Source organism: Mycoplana sp. 10N416 (genome assembly GCF_056394765.1).
In genome coordinates, this window is sequence record NZ_JBFTIM010000001.1 from 779,672 (window position 1) to 797,434 (window position 17,763).

15 protein-coding genes are annotated in these 17,763 nt (G+C 61.8%); 10 read left to right on the forward strand and 5 right to left on the reverse strand.

Annotated elements, in window-relative coordinates; translation table 11 throughout:
- Window positions 1-68 precede the first annotated feature (68 nt).
- From AC1DDS_RS03755 to AC1DDS_RS03795, 9 genes are all read left to right on the forward strand, one after another.
- Window positions 69-2,978 (forward strand): monovalent cation/H+ antiporter subunit A, encoded by a 2,910-nt coding sequence (locus AC1DDS_RS03755; RefSeq protein ID WP_477477639.1) that lies wholly within the window; start codon window positions 69-71, stop codon window positions 2,976-2,978.
- Window positions 2,978-3,316, forward strand: coding sequence for a Na+/H+ antiporter subunit C (locus tag AC1DDS_RS03760; RefSeq protein WP_310415468.1), 339 nt, complete (start codon window positions 2,978-2,980; stop codon window positions 3,314-3,316). The genes AC1DDS_RS03755 and AC1DDS_RS03760 overlap by 1 nt, the downstream gene beginning before the upstream one ends.
- Entirely contained in the window at window positions 3,313-4,953 is a 1,641-nt protein-coding gene (locus AC1DDS_RS03765) for a monovalent cation/H+ antiporter subunit D (protein WP_477477640.1), read from the forward strand. The genes AC1DDS_RS03760 and AC1DDS_RS03765 overlap by 4 nt, the downstream gene beginning before the upstream one ends.
- Window positions 4,950-5,432 (forward strand): Na+/H+ antiporter subunit E, encoded by a 483-nt coding sequence (locus AC1DDS_RS03770; protein ID WP_477477641.1) that lies wholly within the window; start codon window positions 4,950-4,952, stop codon window positions 5,430-5,432. Before AC1DDS_RS03765 ends, AC1DDS_RS03770 begins: the two co-directional genes overlap by 4 nt.
- Window positions 5,429-5,710: a K+/H+ antiporter subunit F gene (locus AC1DDS_RS03775; RefSeq protein WP_477477642.1), complete on the forward strand. Its 282-nt coding sequence runs from the start codon at window positions 5,429-5,431 to the stop codon at window positions 5,708-5,710. The genes AC1DDS_RS03770 and AC1DDS_RS03775 overlap by 4 nt, the downstream gene beginning before the upstream one ends.
- Entirely contained in the window at window positions 5,707-6,093 is a 387-nt protein-coding gene (mnhG, locus tag AC1DDS_RS03780) for a monovalent cation/H(+) antiporter subunit G (protein WP_477477643.1), read from the forward strand. The genes AC1DDS_RS03775 and mnhG overlap by 4 nt, the downstream gene beginning before the upstream one ends.
- A 258-nt stretch (window positions 6,094-6,351) precedes the next feature.
- Window positions 6,352-8,913, forward strand: a complete 2,562-nt coding sequence (locus AC1DDS_RS03785) for a GcvT family protein (RefSeq protein WP_477477644.1) — start codon at window positions 6,352-6,354, stop codon at window positions 8,911-8,913.
- Window positions 8,914-9,067: 154 nt separating this feature from the next.
- On the forward strand, window positions 9,068-9,277 hold the full coding sequence (locus AC1DDS_RS03790; protein ID WP_477477758.1) for a M81 family metallopeptidase: 210 nt from the start codon (window positions 9,068-9,070) through the stop codon (window positions 9,275-9,277).
- 15 nt (window positions 9,278-9,292) lie between these two features.
- Entirely contained in the window at window positions 9,293-10,531 is a 1,239-nt protein-coding gene (locus AC1DDS_RS03795) for an NAD(P)/FAD-dependent oxidoreductase (RefSeq protein WP_477477759.1), read from the forward strand.
- 189 nt (window positions 10,532-10,720) lie between these two features.
- On the opposite strand, the gene ggt is transcribed toward AC1DDS_RS03795, so the two are convergent.
- The gene (gene ggt, locus AC1DDS_RS03800; RefSeq protein ID WP_477477645.1) at window positions 10,721-12,307 is read right to left on the reverse strand and encodes a gamma-glutamyltransferase; all 1,587 of its coding nucleotides are present in this window, start codon (window positions 12,305-12,307) and stop codon (window positions 10,721-10,723) included.
- Between the two features lie 429 nt (window positions 12,308-12,736).
- Here ggt and AC1DDS_RS03805 point away from each other — a divergent pair, with 429 nt between their 5' ends.
- Window positions 12,737-13,228: an ion channel gene (locus tag AC1DDS_RS03805; RefSeq protein ID WP_477477646.1), complete on the forward strand. Its 492-nt coding sequence runs from the start codon at window positions 12,737-12,739 to the stop codon at window positions 13,226-13,228.
- A 209-nt stretch (window positions 13,229-13,437) separates the two neighbouring features.
- On the opposite strand, the gene AC1DDS_RS03810 is transcribed toward AC1DDS_RS03805, so the two are convergent.
- The 4 genes from AC1DDS_RS03810 to AC1DDS_RS03825 all read right to left on the reverse strand — a co-directional run bounded on the left by AC1DDS_RS03810 (window position 13,438) and on the right by AC1DDS_RS03825 (window position 17,742).
- Window positions 13,438-14,319, reverse strand: coding sequence for a hypothetical protein (locus AC1DDS_RS03810; RefSeq protein WP_477477647.1), 882 nt, complete (start codon window positions 14,317-14,319; stop codon window positions 13,438-13,440).
- Between the two features lie 362 nt (window positions 14,320-14,681).
- Window positions 14,682-15,497 (reverse strand): hypothetical protein, encoded by an 816-nt coding sequence (locus AC1DDS_RS03815; protein WP_477477648.1) that lies wholly within the window; start codon window positions 15,495-15,497, stop codon window positions 14,682-14,684.
- A 591-nt stretch (window positions 15,498-16,088) separates the two neighbouring features.
- Window positions 16,089-16,736: a dihydroxyacetone kinase family protein gene (locus AC1DDS_RS03820; RefSeq protein ID WP_477477649.1), complete on the reverse strand. Its 648-nt coding sequence runs from the start codon at window positions 16,734-16,736 to the stop codon at window positions 16,089-16,091.
- Window positions 16,737-16,740: 4 nt separating this feature from the next.
- Window positions 16,741-17,742, reverse strand: a complete 1,002-nt coding sequence (locus AC1DDS_RS03825; protein WP_477477650.1) for a dihydroxyacetone kinase subunit DhaK — start codon at window positions 17,740-17,742, stop codon at window positions 16,741-16,743.
- Window positions 17,743-17,763 lie beyond the last annotated feature (21 nt).

The following is a 17,763-nucleotide window of genomic DNA, read 5'->3' on the forward strand; positions in this document are numbered from 1 at the left end:
CCGGTCTGCGCTAGACATCGAATCCCAATGTGACAAAGAGGTTCCGATTCGAAGCGATATGTTAGCTGATGCCTGAAAGATTGTTGTTTTTTCTGTTAGTTCTTCCTTTCGCCGGTAGCATCGCCACCGCCCTGCTGTTGCGCACAGCCTCCCGGTCCCTGCCTGCCTGGCTGGCGGGCAGCGTCGCGCTCATCGCGACGATCACGACGGCGCTCTATTATCCTTCCGTCACGGCCGGCAAAGTGGTCCGTCAGGAAATTTCCTGGCTTCCGGAACTGGGCCTGAATTTCACACTGCGAATGGACGGCTTCGCCTGGCTGTTCTCGATGCTGGTCACTGGCATCGGTTTCCTCGTCGTCGTCTACGCCCGCTACTACATGTCGGCGGAAGATCCGATCCCGCGCTTCTTTTCGTTCCTGCTCGCCTTCATGGGGGCGATGCTCGGCGTCGTGCTCTCGGGCAACCTGATCGTGCTGTCGATCTTCTGGGAACTGACAAGCATCTTCTCTTTCCTGCTGATCGGCTACTGGTACCACAACGCCAATGCCCGCGACGGCGCGCGCATGGCGCTGACGATCACCGGCACCGGCGGCTTCTGTCTTCTGGTCGGGGTGATCCTGCTCGGCCATATCGTCGGCAGCTACGATCTGGACGCGGTGCTGGCCGCGGGCGACGTGGTGCGCGCCCATCCGCTCTACGTGCCGACGCTGATCCTGATCCTCATCGGCGCGCTGACGAAGAGCGCGCAGTTTCCGTTTCATTTCTGGCTTCCCAACGCCATGGCGGCGCCTACACCCGTATCGGCCTACCTGCACTCTGCCACCATGGTGAAGGCCGGCGTGTTTTTGCTGGCACGACTCTGGCCCACCCTGTCTGGAACCTTCGAGTGGTTCTGGTTGCTTGGACTTGCCGGCATCACCTCTCTGGTGCTCGGCGCCTATTTCGCGATCTTCCAGCGCGACCTGAAGGGATTGCTCGCCTATTCGACGATCAGCCACCTCGGGCTGATCGCGACGCTCCTCAGCCTCGGCAGCCCGCTTGCAGCGGTCGCCGCGATCTTCCACATGGTCAACCACGCGACCTTCAAGGCATCGCTGTTCATGGCCGCCGGCATCATCGACCATGAGACCGGCACGCGCGACATGCAAAAGCTGAGCGGGCTCTACCGCTTCATGCCCCATACGGCGACGCTGGCGATGGTCGCCTGCGCCGCAATGGCCGGCGTGCCGTTGTTGAACGGCTTCCTGTCCAAGGAAATGTTCTTCGCCGAAGCCGTCGAGACCCATGCGGACTCGATTCTCGATCGCGCCCTGCCCTACATCGCGACCATCTACGGCGCCTTCAGCGTCGCCTATTCGATCCGCTTCATCCACACGGTCTTCTTTGGCCCGCCACCGACCGACATTCCCAATCCGCACCCGCACGAACCGCCACGCTGGATGCGTTTTCCCGTCGAGTCCCTGGTGTTCGCCTGCTTGATCGTCGGCATCGTGCCGAGCATGTCGATCGGCCCGTTCCTCAGCACCGCCGTGCTCTCGGTCCTCGGCACCGAGACGCCGCACTACAGTCTCGCCGTCTGGCACGGCATCACCCTGCCGCTGATGATGAGCGTGGTCGCGATGGTCGGCGGCACGATTCTCTATTCTCTCCTGCAGAAGTACCTCGCGCATTGCGAGGACGGCCCGCCGATCTTTCGTCATCTTCGCGGACAGCGCATCTTCGAGCGCATCCTGGTCACCGTGTCCTGGAAATGGGCGCGGTGGGTAGAAGCCAATCTCGGCACCCGGCGGCTGCAGCCGCAACTGCGCCTCGTCGCCGGGTTCAGTTTTGCTGCGGCAGCCGTCCCGCTCTATCTCTCCGGTTTTGAACCGAAGCTGCCGCCGCTTGCCCAGGTCGACCCGGCATTCGCGATGATCTGGATCATCGGCATGCTTTCCGCGGTCAGCGCCGCGCTGCTGGCCAAGTACCACCGCGTCGCCGCGCTGGTGCTCCTCGGAGGGTCCGGCGTCGTCACCTGCATCACCTTCGCCTGGCTGTCGGCACCGGATCTCGCCATTACCCAGCTGGTTGTCGAGATCGTCACGACGGTGTTGCTGCTTCTTGGGCTGCGGTGGCTGCCGAAGCGTGTCGGCAAGATCGACGAAAGCACCATGCTCTCCGCACGACTGCGCCGCCTCCGCGATTTTGGGCTCGCCGTCGCTTGCGGAGCCGGCATGTCGATCCTTGCCTATGCGGTGATGATGCAGCCGGTGCCAGATACCATCGCCAACTATTTCCTCGACAATGCCTACACGCAGGGTGGCGGTAAGAACGTCGTCAACGTCATCCTCGTGGATTTCCGCGGTTTCGACACGATGGGCGAAATCACCGTGCTCGGGATCGTCGCGCTCACCGTCTTTGCGCTGCTCCGTCGTTTCCGGCCGGCGTCGGAAAGCATCGGCACCACCGAACAGCAGCAGATCCAGAACGCCTTCGACGATGCGCAGCCCGATCGCAAGCCGGGCGACACGGTCAGGGACTACCTGCTGGTTCCCTCGGTGGTCATGCAGTGGATGTTCCCGGTGATCATTACCTTTGCGATCTACCTGTTCCTGCGCGGTCACGACCTGCCGGGCGGTGGTTTTGCGGGAGGCATCACCATGGCGATCGCCTTCCTGCTGCAGTATCTCGGCGGCGGCACCCGCTGGGCTGAGGACCGCCTGCGAATCTTGCCGCTGCGCTGGATCGCGCTGGGCCTGCTCATCGCCGTCGCGACCGGCGTCGGATCCTGGTTCGTGGGCTACCCGTTCCTCTCCTCGCACTCGCAATATGTGGCGCTGCCGTTCATCGGAAAGGTTCCGGCCGCATCCGCCCTGCTGTTCGACCTCGGCGTGTTCAGCCTCGTCGTCGGCGCAACCGTGCTGATCCTGATCGCCATTGCCCACCAGTCCATCCGCACCTACCGGATCAGGACCGAGTCGAAGCCGGAGGACACATAATGGAACTCGTTCTTTCGCTCGGGATCGGAATCATGACGGGATCGGGCGTGTGGCTCATCCTGCGGCCGCGCACCTATCAGGTCATCATCGGGCTCTCGCTGCTGTCCTATGCGGTCAACCTGTTCATCTTTGGCGTCGGGGGACTGAAGGTCAATGGACCCGCCATCCTTGCGGACGGGACGGAAGCAGCCGCCCTGAGCGACCCGGTGCCGCAGGCGCTCGTGCTGACCGCAATCGTGATCGGCTTCGCCACGACCGCACTCTTCCTCGTGGTGCTGCTAGCAGCGCGCGGTTTGACCGGGACGGACCACGTCGACGGCCGGGAGCAGTCGCAATGAACCTTGGGCAGCATCTCATCATTGCCCCGATCCTGGTCCCGCTGGTCACCGGAGCGCTGCTGCTGCTGATCGACGAGCGCCGGCGCCTGCAGAAGGCAATGATCGGCGTCGCCTCCACCATCATCCTTTTCGCCGTTGCCGTTGCGCTCTTCCGCTTTGCCGACAGCATCGACGGACCGGAAGCGGCGCGGCAGGGCGTCTATCTTCTCGGCAACTGGGCCGCCCCGTTCGGCATCGTTCTGGTGGTCGACAGGCTTTCGGCACTGATGCTGGTGCTGACGGCGACGCTCGCGCTGCCGTCCCTGATCTTCGCCCTTGCCCGCTGGCACACGGCGGGTGCGCATTTCCACAGCCTGTTCCAGTTCCTGCTGATGGGACTCAACGGGGCCTTCCTGACCGGCGACCTGTTCAATCTCTTCGTCTTCTTCGAGGTGTTGCTGGCGGCCTCCTACGGCCTGCTCCTGCACGGTTCGGGGCTCCTGCGCGTCAAGGCCGGCCTGCACTACATCGCCATCAACCTCGCCGCCGCCCTGCTGTTTTTGATCGGCGTCAGCATGATCTATGGCGTCACCGGCACCCTGAACATGGCCGACCTCGCCGTTCGGGTGGCAAGCGTCGAACCGCAGAAGCGGATGCTTCTTGAAGCCGGTGCCGGCATTCTCGGGATCGCCTTCCTGATCAAGGCCGGCATGTGGCCGCTGAACTTCTGGCTACCGCCGGCCTACACCGCAGCGGCCGCGCCGGTCGCCGGCATCTTCGCGATCCTCACCAAGGTCGGGGTCTATGTCGTCCTCAGGCTGTCGCTGCTGGTGTTTGGCGAAGGCACGTCGTCCTCGTCCGGCTTCGGCCTGCAGGTGCTTCTGTTCGGCGGGATGGCGACCATCACCTTCGGCGCCATCGGCGTGCTCGCCTCCCAGGCACTCGGCCGTCTCGCCGGCTTCTCGGTGCTCGTCTCCTCCGGAACGCTGCTGACGGCGATCGGCCTCGGCAGCGGCGCCATTACCACCGGCGCGCTGTTCTACCTTGCGAGCTCGACGCTGACGATCAGCGCCTTCTTCATGCTGATCGAACTCGTCGAACGCGGCCAGGACGCCGGCGCGAGCATGCTGGCGGTGACGATGGAAGTCTACGGCGATGCGGATGAAGACGAACCGGAAGAAGGCGGAGAGGGCGTGGCCCTGCCCGGCACCATGGCGGTGCTCGGCATCTGCTTTGCCGCCTGCGGCATTCTGCTTGCGGGGCTTCCGCCGCTTTCCGGCTTCGTGGCGAAGTTCGCCATGTTGTCGGCCATGCTGGAGCCGGCCGGCAGCGGCAGCGCTGCCCTTGTGCCGGCCGTCATGTGGCTCGTCGTTTTCCTCATCATTCTTTCCGGCCTTTCGGCGCTGATCGCGATGACCCGCTCCGGCATCCGCACGTTCTGGGCCTCGATGGAGGGCACGAAACCGCGGGTGCTCGTGCTCGAAGTGGCGCCTGTCCTGCTGCTTCTGCTCGCAACCCTGCTCCTTACCGTCCAGGCCGGGCCGGCCATGCGCTACATGGACGCGACCGCGCGCGCACTGAGCGCACCGCACCAGTACATCGACGCCGTGACCAATGCCCGCCAGGCTGGGCCCGCCAGCGCAGAGGTGCAGCAATGAGCGTTCTGCCCTACCCGCTGCTGGCCCTGTCGCTGCTGTTGATGTGGCTCATCCTCAACAGCTTCTCGGTCGGCCATCTCCTCCTCGGCAGCGCCATTGCGATCTTTGCCTCCTGGTCGATGGCGGCGCTGCGGCCGAACAAGCCACGCATCCGCCGATGGGACCTTCTCGCACGGCTGCTTGCAATCGTGCTCTACGACATCATCCTATCGAACATTGCCGTTGTCTGGCTCATTCTCACCGGCCGGAGGCCCGGGCACCACTCCGCCTTCCTGGCGGTCCCCCTCGATCTGAAGGACCCGACCGGGCTGGCGCTGCTTTCGGTGATCGTGACGAGCACGCCGGGCACCGCCTGGATCGAATACAACTCGGCCGAGGGAACGCTGCTGATGCACATTCTCGACGTCATGGACGAAACGGAATGGATCGATATCGTCAAGAACCGTTATGAAAGGTTGCTGAGGGAGATTTTCGAATGAGCGCAACGATCCTCTACTGGTCGCTGACGGCCGCTCAGGTGATGCTCTCGATCGCCATGGCGCTGGCCCTGCTGCGGATGGTTTTCGGGCCGCGGGCGCAAGATCGGGTGCTCGGCCTCGACGCGCTCTATCTCAATTCGATGCTCCTGCTGCTGGTCTTCGGGATCGGCAGCGGGCGGACGATCTACTTCGAAGCGGCGCTGATCATCGGCCTGCTCGGCTTCGTCTCGACGGTCGCACTGGCGAAGTTCCTGATGCGCGGTGAGGTGATCGAATGAGCCATGCCGCCGACTTGCCGCTGTGGGCGGCCATCGTCGTTTCGGCCTTTCTGCTGCTCGGCGCGGGGCTGGCGCTGATCGGCATGATCGGCTTCACCCGGCTGCCCACCTTCTACCAGCGCCTGCATGCGCCGACGCTCGGCACGAGTTGGGGAACGGGTGGGGTGGTGATGGCCTCGATGATCTACTTCTCCGTCATCGACGGCCGGCCGGTCTTCCACGAGATCCTGATCGGTATTTTCGTGACGGTCACGACACCGGTCACACTGATGCTGCTCGCCCAGGCCGCACTGCATCGCGACCGCGCGGAGGGCGATCCGGACGTTCCCTCGGTCACCGCCACCGTCTCCGCGCAAGACGACGAGCAGCGGTTGGAACAATAGTGCTTGAGGCGGCCGATTGAGCCGCCACTTGGGCCGCATCTTCGCTGCCGGCCAGGCGACGCGCCATTCTACCTCGGAGTGCTTTTCTCGGGACCGCGGCAGCCGAATGCGCGATGTGCGTGTGCATGCGGGTCTTTGCCCGCCCCGATGCAAATGTCGCACTGGTCGTGCAGCAGGATGATTATGTCGTAGACAGGCTTTAGTGACGCTGATGCACGAATTAATATCCCGGCCGAATTCCAACTAGGGTGGCAATCAATGGCAGGGTTTCCGAACAAGGCGAAAGTCGTAATCGTCGGGCTGGGTGGCATCGTCGGCGCGTCGATCGCCCATCATCTGATCGAGCGGGGCTGGGACGACATCGTCGGCATCGACAAGTCGGGCATTCCGACCGACATCGGCTCGACGGCACATGCCTCCGACTTCTGTTACACGACCAGCCATGACTACCTGTCGGTCTGGACCACGCAGTACTCGGTCGATTTCTTCGAAAAGATGGGCCATTACGCCCGTATCGGCGGCCTGGAAGTGGCCCGCACCGGCGACGATGCCTGGATGGAAGAGATCAAGCGCAAACTGACCTCGGCCAAGGCCTTCGGTACCCGCGCCCACTATGTCTCGCCGGCCGAGATCAAGAAGCTGTTCCCGCTGATCGAGGAAGACCAGGTGCAGGGCGGCTTGTTCGACCCCGACGCCGGCCTTGTCATTCCGCGTTCGCAGACGGTTGCCGGCAAGCTGGTCGACGCTGCCGAAAAGACCGGCAAGCTGCAGGGCTTCGCCAACACGCCCGCCCAATCGCTCATCGTCGAGAATGGCCGCATCAAGGGCGTCGTCACGCACCGCGGCACGATCATGGCCGACCACGTCGTCGTCTGCGCCGGCATCTGGGGCCGACTGATCGCCGAAATGGTCGGCGAAGACCTGCCGGTCATGCCGGTCGACCACCCGCTGACCTTCTTCGGCCCGTACAACGAATTCGAGGGCACCGGCAAGGAGATCGGCTATCCACTGCTGCGCGACCAGGGCAACTCCGCCTATATGCGCGACACTGGCGACCCGAAGACGACCGAAGGCGGCCAGATCGAGTGGGGCTACTACGAGACCAGCAATCCGCGCCTCTGCCACCCGCGCGACATTCTCGAAAAGCACGAGGCACGTCTTTCGCCCTCGCAGCGCGACCTGGACATGGAACAGATCCTCGAGCCGCTCGAAAAGGCCATCGAACTGACGCCGATCCTCGGCGAGCTCGGCTACAATGAAGGCCACTCGTTCAACGGCCTCTTGCAGGTCTCCGCCGCCGGCGGCGCGTCCTGCGGCGAGAGCCAGAAGGTGCGCGGCCTCTGGTACTGCATTGCCATCTGGGTCAAGGACGGTCCCGGCTACGGCAAGCTGATCGCTGACTGGATGACGGACGGCCGCACCGAGATCGACCACAACGGCATCGATTACGCCCGTTTTTACCCGCACCAGTTGGAAGAGAAATACATCGAGGGCCGCTGCACCGAGTCCGCCCAGAAGATCTACTTTCCCGCCGTGCACCCGCGCGAACCCTTCGCCAACGGCCGCAACGTTAAGCGCTCGCCCTTCTATGAGCGTGAGGTCGAGCTTGGCGGCTACTTCATGGAACTCGGCGGCTGGGAGCGTGCGCACGGCTACAAAGCCAACGAGCATCTCCTGGAAAAGTACGGCGACCGCGTTCCAGTACGCGAGAACGAGTGGGACAACCGCCACTTCTGGCGCGTCTCCAACGCCGAGCACCTGGCGATGAGCGAGGATTGCGGCATCGTCAACCTCTCGCATTTCCACATGGTCGACATCGAAGGTCCGGACCATGTCGAGCTTCTCGAATGGCTTTGCGCAGCCAAGGTCGGCGGCGACAGCAACATCGGCAAGGGCATCTACACCCACTTCCTCGACGACGAGGGGATGGTGCGCGCCGACTTCACGGTCTTCCGCATGGCCGACCGTGGCCGCCTCGTGAACGGCGCCGATGCCGGCCCGCGCGACCTCCACTACATGCGCCGCATCGCGCAGGATCGCGGCCTCGACGTCACCATCACCGACACCTCGGAAAAATTCATCACCATCGGCATCTGGGGCCCGAACGCCCGGGAAAACCTGAAGAAGGTGGTTGCGGACCCTGATGGACTCGACATCGAGAACTTCGCCTTCGCCGCGATCAAGCCGATCGAGATCGCCGGCAAGTCCGTCACCGCCTTCCGCATCTCCTATGTCGGCGAGCAGGGCTGGGAACTGCACATGAAGTACGAGGACGGCCTTGCCGTCTGGGACGCGCTGCGCTCCACAGGCGTCATGGCGGTCGGCGTCGAGACCTATGCCAACTCGCGCCGCATGGAAAAGAGCCTGCGTCTCCAGAACGCCGACCTTCTCACCCAGTACAACCTCATCGAGGCCGACCTTGCCCGTCCGAAGGTCAAGGAGGCCGACTTCCGCGGCAAGGCCAAGCATCTGGAGTACAAGGCGCGCGAACACCAGCCCGCCATGCTCTGCACGCTGGTCATGACGGAGAACACCGACAAGAACGGCGTCAAGCGCTACCCGCTCGGCAAYCTGCCGGTCATGGACCCGGAAACCGGCGAGGTGCTGATCGACGAGCTCGGCCGCCGCTCCTACACGACCTCCATCGCCTTCGGCCCGACCATCGGAAAGAACATCGCGCTTGCCTACCTGCCGCACGCCTATTGCCAGGAAGGCCGCAAGCTCAACATCCAGTACTTCACCGAGACCTACCCGGTCGAGGTCGTCGGCATCGGCTACAAGCCGCTGTACGATCCCGAGAACCTGAAGCCGCGTACCTGATCCCAGGTTCTTTGAACGTGTACCGTCAAAGGCGGGCCTGCTTGAATCCAAGCAGGCCCGCCTTTGCTTTTTCCGGGAACCACGCTGCGCGAGCGCCTGGATGAAACGGAAGGAATGTGAAATTTCGGGAATTCTGCTCGGCCTGCACGGCGCGATGGTGACCGAATTCTGCGAAGACAGCGAGGGCGAACTGCTTGCTAGGTTGCGCGACGCCGCCGGTTATGAGACCCCCATTGCGATAACTCTCGATCTATCATCGTGTCGTACAAAACCTATCCGCATATGCATATGCGCGAGCGCGGCGGGCAAGCTGGAGATATCCTGCAGCTGTCTCGGCGCATCCGGCTTTTCGGCTAATTGTTAGGAATCGATTTTGACCATTGATAATGACGTCGCAGTTCTCGGCGCTGGCATCGTCGGCGTGTCCACGGCCCTGCATCTGCAGGCCAAGGGGCGGTCCGTGCTTCTGGTCGACCGCCGCGACCCCGGCGAGGAAACCAGCTACGGCAATGCAGGGCTTATCGAGCGCGCCAGCGTCGTGCCATATGCTTTCCCACGCAATCTCCTGACCGTTCTACGTTTCGCCCTGAACCAGTCGGCGGATGTCCGCTACCACTGGCGGCATCTGCCTCGCATCGCCCCGTGGCTGTTCCAATATTGGCGCCACTCTTCGCCCGGACGTCTGGCCGAAGCAGCCCGCGACATGCTCCCGCTCATCGAGCTTTGCGTCAGCGAGCACATGCGCATGCTGCAGGATGCGGACGCCACTCACCTTGCCCGTCAAAATGGATGGCTGGAAATCTGCCGCACTCCGAAGGATCTGGCGAATTCGATAAAGACGGCCGAAAGCCTGCTGAAATATGGGTTAAGCTATGACGTGCTGGAAACCCAGCAGCTGCTCGAACTGGAGCCCTCGGTCAACGCGTCCACTTTCGGGGCGATCCATTGGCGCGATCCCGTCACTGTGTCCAGCCCGGGCGCGGTGACCAAGGCTTACGCCGAGTTGTTCCTGCGGCGGGGCGGAAAATTTGTCCATGCTGATGCACGAGATTTGAAGCACGTCGACGGGCACTGGAACCTGCCATCGGTGGCCGGCAACATCCGGGTGAAAGAAGTCGTTGTCGCACTTGGGGCGTGGTCGACGGATGTGATCCAGCCGCTGGGCTATCGCATTCCTCTTGCCGTGAAGCGCGGATACCACATGCATTTCTCCCCAGCCGATGGGGTTTCCCTAAGACGACCGGTCTTGAGCGAATATGGAGGTTTCGTCCTGTCGCCAATGCTCGATGGCGTTCGTCTGACAACGGGTATCGAACTGGCCCCACGTGATTCCGCGCCAACACCAATTCAGCTGGACAGGGCGGAGACGATCGCCCGGGAACTGTTTCCACTCGGCAAGCGCGTGGAGCAAGAGGCCTGGATGGGGGTACGTCCGTGCCTGCCGGATATGAAACCGGTGATTGGGCGTGCCGGGAGGCACCCCGGACTTTGGTTCAATTTTGGTCACGCACACCACGGATTTACCCTTGGCCCGGTGAGTGGTCGTTTGTTAGCGGAGCAGATGACCGGAGAAAAACCCATTGCGGACCCCTCACCCTATCGCGCAGATCGCTTTTGATTCAAATCGCGCTTGACTGCACGGCATCTCTTTCCGGCCTGTGGCTTGACCTCGAGATTTTCTGACTCATCGAGGAGCGCGGCGAGAGTAGATCGCCTTCTCCCAGGCGGTAGGCTCGAGTTCGGTGAACTGGACGTCGAAGCCCAGCTCGGCCATCATCGCGTGATGAGCTCGCCATAGTCCTCGAACCTAAAATCCCAGCGCACACCCGTCCTTGCGCGGATCGGACGCGCCGGTAAGCGTGCCGCTTTCCCAATCGATGACGACCACCTGCCCGCCACCCAGCGGTTCGGGCGCTCCGGTGACGGAATGCCCAAGAGCCTCAAGCCCTGAGAGAACCTCCGCCGCAACGCCGCTCTCGGCTTCAATCACCCCGTCGCGATAGAACACCCGAGGCGCGTCCAATGCCTCCTGGGGATCCATGCCGAAATCCAGCATGTTGGTGAGGACGTGCGCATGACCGAATGGCTGGTATGCGCCGCCCATGACGCCGAAGGGCATGACCGCGCGACCATCTTTCACCGCCATTCCCGGCATGATCGTGTGCATCGGTCTTTTCCGGGGCGCAATGACGTTTGGATGACCCTGATCGAGCCTGAAGCTGCTGCCGCGGTTCTGGAGAACGACCCCGGAGCGCGGGCCTACGATTCCGCTTCCGAACGAATGAAACGTCGAATTGATGAACGAGACGGCGTTTCGCTCGCTATCGACAATCGAGATGTAGACCGTGTCGCTGTTCGGCAAGGCGACATCGCGCAGATCGGACATCGGGCGGTCGCGCTTGATCGCGGTCGAGAGCGCACGCGCATAGTCTCGAGACAACAGTCGATCGACGGGCACATCCACCTGCTCCGGATCGCCGATGTACCGGTCTCGATCGCGATAGGCGAGCCTGCCCGCCTCGACCTCCAGATGCAGTCGCTCAACACCGCATGGATCGAGCCCCTTCAGATCAAATTCCGAAAGGATATTGAGCATCAGCAGTGCCGTCAGGCCCTGATTGTTGGGCGGCATCTGGTATATGTCATGGCCGCGGTAGGAAATGCTCACAGGCTGGACATACTCGCCGGCGGTAGCGGCAAAATCATCGCGTGTGTGGAGACCGCCGAGCGCTTGGAGGCGGCCGACAAGATCCTCGGCGACAGCGCCTTCGTAAAAGCCCGCCCTGCCCCGCGCTGCAATCGTTCGCAGCGTCGCCGCCAATTCGGGCTGAAAGTGCACGGCACCCGCCTGCAAAGGAGCGCCATCCTTCAAAAACAGACGGGCGGCGTACTCATCCCCGGTCAATGTGCCGAGCGCATCATTCCAGTCGAGTGCGACCCGATCGTGGATCACATAGCCGCGCTCCGCATAGCGGATGGCAGGCTGCAGGACTTCATCCAGACTTTTGCGACCGTGGTCCTCGATCAGGCGGCACCACGCATCGATCGCGCCCGGAATGGTCACCGAATGCGGCCCATGGGTGGGTATCTCCGCAAAGCCCCTTTCGAGATACCACTCCAAGGTGGCAGCCGCCGGCGAACGGCCGGAGCCGTTGAAGGCAAGCACGTTGCCCTCGCCCTTCGGCGCATAGAGGACAAAGCAATCGCCGCCGATGCCTGTCGATTGCGGCTCGACCACCGCCTGGACAGCGGCGGCGCAAACGGCGGCATCCATCGCGTTGCCACCGGCACGAAGCATTTCGACGGCCGCGAGCGTTGACAGCGGATGCGAGGTCGCCGCCATTGCTTCCATTGTGCGAACGGGAGAACGACCAGGGAGCTGGAAATTGCGCATGGCTTCAAGGACTCGTTGGAAGGAGAGAGCGCGATCCCGTCACGGGCCACCGACTGGCAGACCCGCGGGAGCGACATGTTTGCATCGGTTACCTGATTGGTTCGATACGCGGCGGACGTTCAGGGTCGTTGGATGGTCGCCACGCGAAAACCCACCTTGGCTTGTCTCTCATGTCCTTGCCTCCCCCTCGTGACATGGCGAACTCGGCTGCGACGCTATCAAAGGGGCACACGACTGACAACGATGCCCCTCATGGCTCCGTTGCTTTACTTTCTTGAGTTCGCTGCGCTGTTGGTGGAGCGTCGCTGGCCAAGGCCTATGTGCACGTTAGGCGGCCACATGAGACGCAGGCAACATACCCATCGATCTGGAGACAGGCTCCGGCACATGCGATATCGTTTCCGCACTGTGGCCGAAGGGATTCAGACGATGGACGAACTCTCAGCTCCCCATCCGCTTTTGGAAATCATCCTGGGCACGCTAACGATGATCGTCGTAATCTTCGTCCATGGCGCAGGCATCCGAACGATAAATAGACGCTTCAACAGAGCCTGGATCCACGTAACTGGGACAACTCCATTATGGCGACTGGACATGTTGCTCGCTGCCAACATAGGATTACTCGCAGCTCTGCATTTCGCGGAAACATTGCTCTGGGCAACGCCGCTGGTGTTTCTGGGAATAGTTCCATCTCTCCGTGACGCCTACTATTTCGTACTTGAGAGCTACACCACCCTTGGCGACGACGCGGTCACATTACCCGATGAATGGAGACTAATTGGACCGATCATCGCCATGTCGGGACTCTTTACGTTTGGTTGGACGGTGAGCGTCCTGGTGAGCATCATGACCGCCTTCGGCAAAGCAGACAGAGAGAGGGCCGAGCAACAAAAAGGTTTGGTCTCTGCCGATAACGAATAAGCAGGATTAATGTCCGAGTTAGCGGGATAAGGGCAAAAGAAGAGTGCCGCCCACCGTCTCCTGTTTTCTACTGATCTGTCGGAACCGCTATCGATTCGATTGACCAAGCGGCGATAACCAACCATGCGCCCGTTCTTCGGGCGTGGCCGCAACTGCGTCCAAGGCATGGCGCAACTGCGGTCGCCAGCGGCCGACTTGTGCCCTGCCGCTCAACGCTCCGGAAACAGGAATGTCCACTGCGCGCGGATTTGCCACTTCGCGCCATCGAGGTCGGGCGTTACGGCATTATAATAGGCGGATATTTGCGCGTTGACCGGTTGATCGCCGATCTTGAAGACGCGCCCGATGCCGCCCCCGACAGGAACGGTCCAGCGATTGTCGCCATCGGCTTCCCAGTCGGCGGTTATGACGGGGGCCGTCGTCAGGTACCAACCCTTGTCAAGGTTGTAGTTGAGAAACGGCTCGAAGGTCATGGCATTGACATCGGAACGGTCGTCGTCGCCAGCAAAGGACCAGAGGTTCAGCGCCAAGAAGCCAGTCGTTATATTCAGCGGCTTGACTGACAAGAAGGTGACAAATGCCGGGCCAGCAGACCACTTCCCCGTGCCGAGAACATCGCTTGTGGCGGTTGGGATTTGAAAGACTGGGCCTGCGCCCCAGACTAGGCCGACATCCGGGGCCAATTCTATTGGCTTGCTAGGTGAGAAGAAGATTTCCGGGGTAAGGTCCCCCAAGCCGAACACATCACGCCCGAAATCACGGCCGGAAGTCTGAACGAGTTCTTCTAACTCAGGCCCAGATAGGAAGGGCTCTTGATAGACGACTGGAAGGATTGGACGGATAATCAGGTTCCAATCGTCATTTAGGTGAACCGGGAACACAGGCTGAATGTTGAGGACGTTCTGCGTGTTGCCGGTGTCGCCAATGTCGAGGTTCGTGTTGTTTTGAAAGGGTACACTAATGAGGGATGCGATCGGGTTTTGCGCGGCCTCCCGCAAGGCGTCGCCTTCCTGGGCATGCGCTTCCGGTATCAAAATCAAGAATGCTGAAAGTAGACTTGGAAGATGGAAGAACGGCACCTGGCATTTCATCGGCCTTGCCCTCATTCTGAGTCTCTAAAATTCAAGCTATTCGCCGAGCGCCATCCCCACAACGATCGCGCGATTGCCGCGACGCATTATTCTGTGGTGTTGCGGATGGGCAACTACGGACTCATTGCCATCGACTACGCGAATTGGAAGCGTTCTGCGCGCGCCATTCCGCGGTTCCGGGAAGGAAACCGACACGCCAAAATGGGCGGCGCGGCATGGCGCGAATGACCGGCGTCGACATAACTGACAACACATGTCCGAAGACCAAGGGACTATTTTGCCATCGCAAATCACTTCATCCGGAAGTGAATCGCGAAACCCTACTCAACGGAATCCCGTCGGTTCAATCAAAACGCCCGACGTTAGTAGCATGGTGGATAGGGGTAGTATCCACACGGCCCGTAGCCGGTATAGTAGGAGTCATCGTAGCGGTTGCCGTAGCGATAAGGCGCCGTGGCTGCTGCCCCGATAGCGACTCCGGTCGCGACGCCCGCGCCGGCATACCAGGCGCCATGATAGTTCGGAGCATGCCAGTAATTGACATGGACGTCATTAACGTGGACGTCGCCCATGCGATCGCCTCCGGCAAACTCGCCGCGTCCGCCGCCAAAGCCGCCGCCACCAAAGTCCCGTCCACCTCCGCCGAAGCCGCCCCCGCCGAAGCCACCAAAACCACCACGGTCAATGAACAGAGCCGCCGGCCCACTCCCACCGGACAGACTTCCTTCAAGGACGGCCACCTCAAACGTCAGGTTGCCGCCTTCAAGCTTGGGATTCATGATCGTCACCACAGCATCTTCGACCTTCGACCCATCGCCACCAAGGATGGAAATGGTGGCATTGGGCGGATCGACGGCGAAACTGCCCTTGCCTTTGTCCCATTGCATGATGAACTGCTCAGTCGTGACGTGACCGGCCGCACGAACTGGACGATCGGCAAAGACGATCGAGTTCATTGAAACACCGGTCATGGTGAGCGTGGTTCCCTCCAGCTTTGCGCCTGCGGAATTAAGGACGAAAAGGGATGGAACCGGCCCGGTCGGCGTTACCTGGCCAATCGTTTTCGCAAGTGGAACGTGCGGCTTGATAGTGGCGTCCTGCGCTAATGTCGCGTCGGCGACCAGATATGGGCTCGCGGCAAGGAACGAGGAAAGAAAGACGGCAGTTCTGGGAATCATGGCTACCTCCTGCGTTCTGGGTCATTGGAAGTCCGAACGTGCGGGCGAAACTGCTCGCTTGGTCGGCGAATGGACGCCACCAGCGCTTTTCATGCTGAACGACGACCATCTGTCCTTGTTGGCTTCGTCGTAAAGTTCCAGTGTGAAGGGTGCCGGCCGAGGCCTCGGACAATCCGGTGGGCCTGTTCTCGGTCTGCATCGGCGTTGAACACGAACGCGGTGCGTCAGGGATGATCGCCCGCGCCGACACATTCTAGCATTTGAGTATCAACAACAGAATTGCCGAAGGCGATGATCGGTTTTTTTCAATCATCGGTAATTGGCAGGCCTCAGCCGCCGCAGGCAATTGTGAGAGTGACGAGCCCACTCCCGAGCAAGACCATGCACAAGGCCGTCAGCCAGGGCCGAAAGTCTGCCTGCCTTCCGAAGGCGTAGCCAAGGACCGGCTTTGCCGATGTCGTTGGTTGCGGGGGCCTGATGCCGCGGAGACTATTAAATTCCACTTGGTTCTCCATGCATCTTTTGGATGCAATCGGTTCTGTGGAGTTTGTCTATAGACCCCGCGGACAGAGCGATCCGTATAGATTATTTCTATCGGCTTGCCACGAATTCCGCCATGCGACGGATCAGGAAGTAGCCGACTGTTGCACCCGCATCCTGCAGGCCAACGGTCTTCTCCTGGAACGCAGCCGCCTTGCCGTGCTGCGCAAGCATCGACTTGGTGGCTTCCAGCGCCTGTTCCGCAGCATCCGCCGTAGCGTTCAACGCGTCAGAGAGCAATGCGCCGGCCGCAGCCTGCGCTTCCAGCGTCGTTGCGATCGGGTCGAGCACGTCGAGCAGGGTCTTGTCACCGACCTTGGCCTTGCCACGCTCGGCTACACCATCGCGATAGGCACGCCAGAAGGCGGCCATGTCGGCGGTATCCAGCGCTTCCTTGCCCTCGACGACCTTGCTCGCCCGCAGGAAGCCGGTCGCCGTCAGGGTGCCCATGGTGGAGGGCGCGGTGCGTGCCATCGTTGCCCCGGCGGTGCGCAGCAGCTTGGCGATGCCAGCCCCCTCGCCTTCCGCTTCGAGCGCCTCGGCGGCAGCGGCGAAGGACTTGTTCATGGTGATGCCGAGATCGCTGTCGCCCACCTTGCCGTCGAGCGCGATTAGGAACTCGCGCTGTTCGGTAAAAAGGTCCTTCCAACTCTTGAAAAGGTCGATCAGGCCGGCGGCGTTCAATGTCTGCATGGTCATGCCATCACCCTGCGACGTGCTGGAAGAACGGCGTGTTGGCCGGGGCGGCGATGAGGCGATCCAGCTCCTCGTCGAGGTGGAGGATCGAGATCGAGGCGCCGGCCATTTCCATCGAGGTGGCGAACTCGCCGACCCAGACATGCTTGGCGGTGACGCCGCGCGTTTCGAGGAGCTGCGAAACGCGGCGGAAGAGGATGTAGAGTTCTTCCAGCGGCGTGCCGCCGAGGCCGTTCATCAGAACGGCGACATTGTCGCCCTGCTTGTAGTCCGTTTCCGCAAAGATGCGCTCCATCATCTCGTCGACGACGGCATCGGCCGGCGCCAGCTTCTTGCGGCTGATGCCGGGCTCGCCGTGGATGCCCATGCCGATCTCCATCTCGTCCTCGCCGATCGAGAAGGTGGCGTGGCCGATTTCCGGAACGACGCAGCTCGAAAGGGCCACGCCCATGGTGCGGGTGCGCAGACGCGCCTTGTCAGCGAGACGCGTGACCTCTTCGAGCGAAAGGCCTTCGGCAGCGGCAGCGCCGGCGGCCTTGTAGATGAAGAAGATGCCGGCAACGCCGCGGCGTTTGTGCTCCTCGCCGACGACCGACGAGGCGACATCGTCATTGCCGACGACCTGCTTGACCGCGATGCCGTCGAGATCGGCAAGTTCCGCTGCCATGTCGAAGTTGATGATATCGCCGCTATAGTTGCCGTAGATGTAGAGGACGCCGGCGCCCTGATCGATGTGCTTGGTCACCTGGTACATCTGTTCGGCACTGGGCGACTGGAAGACGCCGCCGACCGCGGCACCGTCGAGCATGCCGTCACCGACGAAGCCGAGGAAGGTCGGCAGGTGGCCCGAGCCGCCGCCGGTGGCGATGCCGACTTTGCCGGGCTTGGTCTTGGCGGTGACGAGGCAGCGCAGGTCGCCTGCCGCATAGGTGACGGCGGGATGCGCCTTGTAGATGCCTTCCAGCATCTCGTCGACGAAGTTGACGGGATCGTTCAGGAACTTCTTCATGGGTTTCCTCCGGGAATGGGG

Excerpts from the sequence above, each read along its gene's own strand:
- AC1DDS_RS03770 (WP_477477641.1), top strand. The coding sequence starts at position 4,950 with ATGAGCGTTCTGCCCTACCCGCTGCTGGCCCTGTCGCTGCTGTTGATG.
- AC1DDS_RS03755 (WP_477477639.1), top strand. The coding sequence starts at position 69 with ATGCCTGAAAGATTGTTGTTTTTTCTGTTAGTTCTTCCTTTCGCCGGT.
- AC1DDS_RS03825 (WP_477477650.1), bottom strand. The coding sequence starts at position 17,742 with ATGAAGAAGTTCCTGAACGATCCCGTCAACTTCGTCGACGAGATGCTG.
- AC1DDS_RS03790 (WP_477477758.1), top strand. The coding sequence starts at position 9,068 with ATGGTGACCGAATTCTGCGAAGACAGCGAGGGCGAACTGCTTGCTAGG.
- AC1DDS_RS03805 (WP_477477646.1), top strand. The coding sequence starts at position 12,737 with ATGGACGAACTCTCAGCTCCCCATCCGCTTTTGGAAATCATCCTGGGC.
- mnhG (WP_477477643.1), top strand. The coding sequence starts at position 5,707 with ATGAGCCATGCCGCCGACTTGCCGCTGTGGGCGGCCATCGTCGTTTCG.
- AC1DDS_RS03820 (WP_477477649.1), bottom strand. The coding sequence starts at position 16,736 with ATGACCATGCAGACATTGAACGCCGCCGGCCTGATCGACCTTTTCAAG.
- AC1DDS_RS03760 (WP_310415468.1), top strand. The coding sequence starts at position 2,978 with ATGGAACTCGTTCTTTCGCTCGGGATCGGAATCATGACGGGATCGGGC.
- AC1DDS_RS03775 (WP_477477642.1), top strand. The coding sequence starts at position 5,429 with ATGAGCGCAACGATCCTCTACTGGTCGCTGACGGCCGCTCAGGTGATG.
- AC1DDS_RS03765 (WP_477477640.1), top strand. The coding sequence starts at position 3,313 with ATGAACCTTGGGCAGCATCTCATCATTGCCCCGATCCTGGTCCCGCTG.
- AC1DDS_RS03810 (WP_477477647.1), bottom strand. The coding sequence starts at position 14,319 with ATGAAATGCCAGGTGCCGTTCTTCCATCTTCCAAGTCTACTTTCAGCA.
- AC1DDS_RS03815 (WP_477477648.1), bottom strand. The coding sequence starts at position 15,497 with ATGATTCCCAGAACTGCCGTCTTTCTTTCCTCGTTCCTTGCCGCGAGC.
- ggt (WP_477477645.1), bottom strand. The coding sequence starts at position 12,307 with ATGCGCAATTTCCAGCTCCCTGGTCGTTCTCCCGTTCGCACAATGGAA.